Source organism: Streptomyces sp. CO7 (genome assembly GCF_053474865.1).
The window spans coordinates 109216-113442 of record NZ_JBRIOU010000002.1 but is presented as its reverse complement, the minus strand read 5'-3'; the positions used below and the strand labels follow the sequence as shown (position 1 = coordinate 113442).

4 protein-coding genes and 1 pseudogene are annotated in these 4227 nt (G+C 71.3%); 2 read left to right on the top strand and 3 right to left on the bottom strand.

What is annotated here, in order from left to right; genetic code table 11:
- The first annotated feature begins 22 nt into the window (after positions 1–22).
- Positions 23–466 carry a carboxymuconolactone decarboxylase family protein gene (locus ACOV8S_RS02395; protein WP_448317324.1) on the top strand — a complete coding sequence of 148 codons (444 nt, stop codon included), beginning with the start codon at positions 23–25 and terminating at the stop codon, positions 464–466.
- 60 nt (positions 467–526) lie between these two features.
- Here ACOV8S_RS02395 and ACOV8S_RS02390 read toward each other — a convergent pair.
- Together ACOV8S_RS02390 and ACOV8S_RS02385 are read right to left on the bottom strand one after the other, a co-directional pair.
- Positions 527–1081 (bottom strand): annotated as a pseudogene (locus ACOV8S_RS02390) (FAD-dependent oxidoreductase); the annotation flags it as partial.
- 456 nt (positions 1082–1537) lie between these two features.
- Positions 1538–1699 (bottom strand): hypothetical protein, encoded by a 162-nt coding sequence (locus tag ACOV8S_RS02385; protein ID WP_448315828.1) that lies wholly within the window; start codon positions 1697–1699, stop codon positions 1538–1540.
- A gap of 680 nt (positions 1700–2379) precedes the next feature.
- Here ACOV8S_RS02385 and ACOV8S_RS02380 point away from each other — a divergent pair.
- Positions 2380–3363, top strand: a complete 984-nt coding sequence (locus ACOV8S_RS02380; RefSeq protein WP_448315826.1) for a helix-turn-helix transcriptional regulator — start codon at positions 2380–2382, stop codon at positions 3361–3363.
- A 39-nt stretch (positions 3364–3402) separates the two neighbouring features.
- On the opposite strand, the gene ACOV8S_RS02375 is transcribed toward ACOV8S_RS02380, so the two are convergent.
- Positions 3403–4149 carry an aspartyl/asparaginyl beta-hydroxylase domain-containing protein gene (locus ACOV8S_RS02375; RefSeq protein ID WP_448315824.1) on the bottom strand — a complete coding sequence of 249 codons (747 nt, stop codon included), beginning with the start codon at positions 4147–4149 and terminating at the stop codon, positions 3403–3405.
- Positions 4150–4227: the final 78 nt, after the last annotated feature.

The window sequence follows — 4227 nt, the reverse complement described above, 5'->3', positions numbered from 1 at the left end:
GGGTCACGACCACGCCCCGCGTCTGAACTTCGCGAAGGCGGCGCCGAAGGCGTTCAGGGCCCTCGTCGGCTTCGACGCCGCCGCCCGCGAGGGCATCGACCCGGCACTGGTCGAGCTGATCCAGATCCGGGCGTCCCTCCTCAACGGCTGCGCCTACTGCCTCCACATGCACACCGCCGACGCCCGCAGGGCCGGTGAGGACGAGGCCCGTCTGCACATGATCGGCGTCTGGCGCGAGGCCCGGCACTTCTTCACCGGGAAGGAGCAGGCCGCTCTCGCCCTGACCGAGGCCGTCACCCTCGTCTCCCGCGCCGGCGTCCCCGACGACGTCTACGCCGAGGCGGCCCGCCACTTCGACGAGCCGGAGCTCGCCCGCGTCCTCGCCCTGATCCTCACCATCAACACCTGGAACCGCATCGCCGTCGCCACCGCCAAGGTCGCCGGGCAGGACGAGCGGGCCCGCTGATCCGGGACCGGGCGGCCCGGCCCTCGGGTCCGGCCGGGATCGAGGGCCGGTGACGTGGGGCTACCCGGCCGCGGCCGCCGGGCCCTGCGCGAAGAAGGCGACCATCCGCTCCAGCCCTCGCGCACCGAACATGGTGTCCGGGCTTGCGGCGGACTCGACGGCGGACGCCTCGCTGCGCGGGAAGAGCGCGGCCTCGCACGCGGCGAGTGCGGCCTCGGTGTCACCGGGGTGGGCGGCGAGGGCGAGTTCGGCGCCGTCGAGCATGGCCAGGTTGGCGCCCTCACCGGCGAACGGCGACATCAGGTGCGCGGCGTCTCCGAGCAGGGTCACCCCCGGCACGCGGTCCCAGCGGTGCCCCACGGGCAGCGCGTGGATGCGCCGGGGCGTGATCGTCTCGGCGTCGGCGACCAGGCCGCGCAGACCCTCGTCCCAGCCCTGGAAGTGTGCGAGGACCGGGTGGGCGGGGAAGCCGCGCTCTTCGCCGAGGGCGAGAAAGAAGCCGCCGCCGACGACCTCGGCACTGCGGGGGTTGCGGGTGGCGGCCTCGAAGAGGTCGGTCTCGACGAAGGAGATCCCGGTGTAGGCCGGCCGCGCCTTCGAGACGAGCGACCGGACCGGCGCCCGGTTCGCCGATCTGGGTGCAGCCGGAGAAGAACGGCCGTAGCGCCGCCAGGGTCAGGAGGGTACCGGCCCAGGGAGCGTCCACCTGGCCGGCGAGCCCGTCGAGTACCGGGACCAGTTCGGGCATGTGGGCCTCGAACAGTCTGCGCGCCCGGGCCGCGCCCTCGGGCGTCCGGCCTTCCTCGGGCAGCCGGTCCTCCGCCCGTGACTGCGTGCCCGTGGCCCGGAGGTGCGCCGCCCGTCGCCGCCGTCGCCGATCTCAAGGGCGTGGAACGTCTTCACGAAGTGGCTCATGCCGCGGGACTCAACCCTTCCGGAGCCTCACCGCAACGCCGCCCCGACGGGGCTTCGTCCAGGAGCAGTCACGGATCGGGGGTGGTCACCGAAGGAGAGGCGGGGCCGGGCGGACGGGTGCGGCGCTCGGTGCGCCGGCACGGCGGAACTGCCCGCTCAGGGGCCCCAGATGAAGTCGTCGGGCGTCGCGACGACGGGCGCGGCATCGGCGACGGTCTGCGCGTGGGGGGCGGTGGCCTGGCCGATTCCGGCGAAGGCTCCGGCCATGACGACCAGCGAAACCAGGACGAAGGTGGCAAAAGAGGCAGCTCTGGACATGGCGAAACTCCTGATGCGGATCGGGTGGTTGTTTCCAGCTTCCGCCGGCTGCCGTGAGGCCCGGTCGGCGATGACTAGAGACTGTCCGCCCGCGCCCCGGCCTGTCACTGTCTGACGTTGGCAGGAACCGCGCTGTCACCATCGCGCAACCCCGGACACGCCCCGCAGCGGCGCTGACCGGCGCTTTCTCCCACGTGGCAGTGTCGTGCCTGGCCGCCAGATGCCAATCCGTCACCGGCGCACAGAGGGACTTCTTTCCGGCATATCCCCTGATCGCGCCGAACACGACCAACAGCACCAGGAGGTACATGTACCGACTTCGCGCCCTCGCGCCTTTTCGGTGCCGACCGCCGGCGGCCCGACCCACGCCTTCACCATCAGGACACCGTGAACAACCCAAGGTTTCCTATAGACGGCCCGCTCCCCCAACGGCGCGATCTATGATCATCCCGACACCGACTGGTACGTTGGCGTTCGAATGACTCGGGGGAGTTCGAACGGCGTATGTGGACTGCCGGCAAGCAAGGTGACGAATGCGAGCAGGACACCTGTGGGTGTTCCTGCACCTCGTCACCGCCGGCTCACCTCTCGCTGGGCAGCTACGACCGCACGGGATCACAGGACGTCGCACACCCCTGGTCCCCGTTGTATCCGCACCGGCCACGAAGAGAGGTGAAGGCATGCTGGAAGCCCTCGGCCTGGAACCCGCTGCCGAAGTCGTCTACCGAGCACTTCTGGACTCCCCGCAGCAGGGGATCGAGGACCTGTGCAGCCGCTCCGGACTCACCGAGAACGCGGTCCGCTCCGCTCTGGACCAATTGGCCCACCTGCACCTGCTGCGCCCCACCGGGACAGGGGCGGAGACCCTTCGCCCGGTCGACCCGGGGGTGAGCCTGAGTGCCCTGTACGCGCGCCGGAGCGCGACCCTGACGCGTCGCCAGAGACAGCTGGAGGAGGCCAAGGAGTCCATCGCCGCGCTGGCCGCCGAGTACGGGGGAGCGCGCCGGGAATTCCTGCCCGAGGTCGCCGAGTGCCTCGACGGCATCGACGCGGTGCGCGAACGCCTGGAGGAACTGGCGGCGAACACCAAGGAGGAGTGCCTGTCCTTCGTCCTCGGCGGCGCCCAGCGTCCCGAGGACATGTCCGCGGCCAAGGGTCTCGACGAACTGGCCCTGGAGCGCGGTGTGTCCGTCCGCTCGATCTACCAGGACAGCCTCCGCAACGACGCGGCGACCAGCGGCTACGTCCGGTGGCTGAACTCGCTGGGCAGTGAGACCCGTACCGTCCCGGTGCTGCCCATGCGCATGATCATCGTGGACCGGAAGGCCGCGGTCGTCCCCCTCGAACCGGGCAACGCGCTCAAGGGCGCCCTGGTCCTGCACAGCCCGGGCGCCGTCGCGGCGCTGGTGATGCTGTTCGAGGAGGTGTGGAAGAACGCCTCCCCCTGGGGCCTGCCGCTGCCGAAGGACCACCGCGGTCTCGGCCCCCAGGAGCGCGAACTGCTCCGGCTGCTCGCCGAGGGCTGCACCGACGAGGTCGCCGCACGCCACCTCGCCGTCTCGCTGCGCACGGTCCGCCGGCTGGCCGCCGACCTGATGACCCGTCTGCAGGCGCACAGCCGTTTCGAGGCGGGTGTGCTCGCCGCCCGCGAGGGCTGGGTGTAGCCGTCCTCCCCGCTCCCGCGCCCCGGTGCTCCGGAGCGCTCAGCCCATCAGCGCGCGGATCTCGGTGATGAGACCGACGAGGGCTTCGCGCTCCGGGACGGTGGTCTCCGGGTGCCACAGGTCGACGAGGAGGCAGGTGCGCGGTTCGACGCCGTCGTTCCACGCCTCGTGGACGAAGGAGTAGTCGAAGAGCAGGCACTCGCCCTCCTGCCAGCGCCGGGTCTCGCCGGCCACCGTGATGCCGCACCCCTCGGGGATGTCGACCGCGAGGTGCAGGTTGATGCTGAAGTTCCACAGGTCGCAGTGCGGGGCGATCGAGGCGCCGGGAAGCAGCGTCGAGAAGTGGCTCTCCAGGAGCGGGCAGAGCTTGCCCTGCGCGAGTACCTCGCGGCTGAGGATGTCGTAAGCGGTGGGCACCAGGGCCGCCGAGGACTCGACCGGCGCGCCGTCGCGGAAGAGGTACAGGGCCTGCCAGTTCTCCTGCCGGCTCAGATAGTGCTCGTAGTCGGAGAAGGCGCTCCGGCGGTCCGCCCAGGCGTCCGCGAGCTCCTGCTTGACGGCCCGGTGCCCGGCTTCGAAGGCACGGACCACGGGGGCGATCTCGGGGTGCTCGTAGGGGTCGTGCCAGGGCGTCGCCGAGATGCCCGGCATGATCCACTTCGCGTCCTTCTGCAGCGGATGGCGTTCCTGCCGCGCGGCATACACCATCTCCTCGACGCGGGTGACGGAGTCGGGTCCGTGCCGGTCCTTCACGGCCGCGAAGACCTGGTCTATCTCCGGTGTCATGTCGTGTCCTTCCTGGCTGCGACCGCCTGCCCGGCGGGCCGGGCGGGTGACGACGTACGGGAACGCAGGGGTGGGGTC